The 2157-nt window shown below is 40.0% G+C and carries 2 protein-coding genes; one reads left to right on the forward strand and one right to left on the reverse strand.

Annotated elements, in window-relative coordinates; genetic code table 11:
* Positions 1-223: 223 nt before the first annotated feature.
* Complete coding sequence (locus O9290_RS02850) at positions 224-1903, reverse strand: WD40 domain-containing protein (RefSeq protein ID WP_288054710.1); 1680 nt, start codon at positions 1901-1903, stop codon at positions 224-226.
* 57 nt (positions 1904-1960) lie between these two features.
* On the opposite strand from O9290_RS02850, the gene O9290_RS02855 reads away from it, so the two are divergent.
* Positions 1961-2157 (forward strand): hypothetical protein (locus O9290_RS02855; protein ID WP_288086680.1); only part of this gene is annotated, 197 nt, incomplete at its 3' end.

Raw genomic sequence — 2157 nt, forward strand, 5'->3', positions numbered from 1 at the left:
AAAAATAGGCTTTTCGAGGGTAATTCTTGTTTTAATTCTCCATGTACGCAGTCTTTAAAAGCCTCTATTTCGTTCCAAGACACGATTAAGAGTGGCTTTTAGGCTAAGTATAATTACTTATCGCGTAAGTGAGATGCTCCCATTTATCTTCAATTTAATTATATATCACCATAAGTAAGGCAGAATCGAAAGATAGTTAAATACTTACCCTACCCTCACACTTTTACTGTTGCGAGATGGAAAATAAAAACCGCTCGTAAGCTCGATTAATTTTTTGCATAATTTTAATCGCTATGGCAGAGGAATTGTGATCGGGGTGATACTGACGAGCAAGCTGATAATATCTTTGTTTAACTTCTGAAAAACTGGCATTCTTAGAAACTTCTAAAACTTCCCACCAATCCTCGGAATCTGGGGGGAATATTTCTAATTCTCCTAACATTTCTGACCATATTTTTACCTTATCTCCATAACTACCTGTAATTAAAAATTGACCGTCAGGACTAAATTTTAAGGGAGCAGTTCCCCGTAAAACTTTAATTAATTCTCCTGTTTGTCCTTGCCAAATTTTAATTTCTGTTCGGGAAGCACTAGCAATTAGATGGCGATGAGGATTAATAGCAATACTGATAATTGCCTGCTCGTGTGCCTGCCAACTTTTAATAATTTCTCCTGTCTTTATATCCCAGATTTTAATCGTTTTATCACTACCGCCACTAATTAGATATTGACCATCATTACTAAAAGCTAAACTGTTAACGGCTGCCCTGTCACCGCTAAAAGTTTGATAAGCATAACTATGATCAAATCGCCATAATTTAATAGTTTTATCATCACTACCACTAGCAATAATTTGGCTATCGGGACTAATAGCACAGGTATTAACTGCCTCCTCATGACCGATTAAAGTTCGCTTTAATTCTCCTGTATGATAACCCCAGATTCGCAGAGTTTTGTCATTACTAGCACTAACAATAAATCTTTCATTGGCAGCAAAAGCTAATTGTAAAATGACACCATCGTGGCTATCGGGAGCATTTACACGAGCGAAAAAACTACTTTTATACTGCTTAGTGTCTAATTGCCACTGACTAATTCTGCCATCCAATCCACCAGCAATGATCGATTTACTGTTAGGACTTATAGCCAGAGTTTGGATCGGTTCATTAACTCCCACAAAGGCATAAATTAATTTACCCGTTTCTCGCTGCCAAAGTTTTATGGTTTGATCTTCTCCCGCACTAGCGATAATTTTACCATCAGGACTAACATCGATCGCCCCAATATTTGCCTGATGACCTTTAAGAGTTTGGAAACACTGCCAAGATAAACGCTCTGGAATAGTAATTTCTGTAGAATATAACTGTTGATTTTCCTGAATAGATACTTCTTCTAACAGTCCCTGTAGTTCTGCCTCTAGATTTTTATATTTTCCCGTAACTTCTTGCCAAAATAAAGCTTCTTCGTACTCTCTAGTAATGCGATCAAAAAATTCTAGATTGCTATAAAAATTATTGTCGAAGTAGGTGGGAGATAACATTTTCATCACTCCGTAGATTCCTAACCCGACTAGGCCGCCAGCGATTGCCATAGAACCGACACCAACACCGAAAGCTGTACCTTTAACTGCGACTCCCACACCCCCAAAGGTAGAGTAGATACCGATTCCGCCAAGGCTTCCTATTCCCAAAGCTAACCCGACATTGTGATCGTTTGTTTCTAGTCCTTGCAGACTGGCATAAATTGCCGAACTTGTCAGGATGCCAATCCCCGTCATTCCCACTAAACCGACGCTTATACTGCCAAATCCGCCGACTAAGCCAATATTTCCCAGACAAGCAGATAAATTGGCTCCTGTGACTCCACCGACGGCGGGAATAACAAAATCGAGCTTTTTAGCCATATTTTTGCGAAATAATCAAGTTAGTCATCGGGTTTCTCCTATAGAGTGTAGCCTAGTTTGGTATCGACGACTGACTCCCCAAAACGGTACTTTTCCCTCCTGCCCCCTGCCGACCGCCTCTTTCAAGTCAGTCCCGATGAAAAAATTTTCACCCCCACAGATGAAAGAGGTTTCTTTCCCCACACCCCACACCCCACACCCCCAACCCACTTTGCAGGAAGAGGGCAACAAGGCAAAATTTTAAATAATTTTTA

Source organism: Microcystis sp. LE19-41.2A (genome assembly GCF_027530405.1).
GTDB classification, from domain to species: Bacteria; Cyanobacteriota; Cyanobacteriia; order Cyanobacteriales; family Microcystaceae; genus Microcystis; species Microcystis aeruginosa.

Bases quoted from the DNA above. Each gene is read 5' to 3' on its own strand.
- O9290_RS02850 (WP_288054710.1), bottom strand. From the start codon at position 1,903: ATGGCTAAAAAGCTCGATTTTGTTATTCCCGCCGTCGGTGGAGTCACA.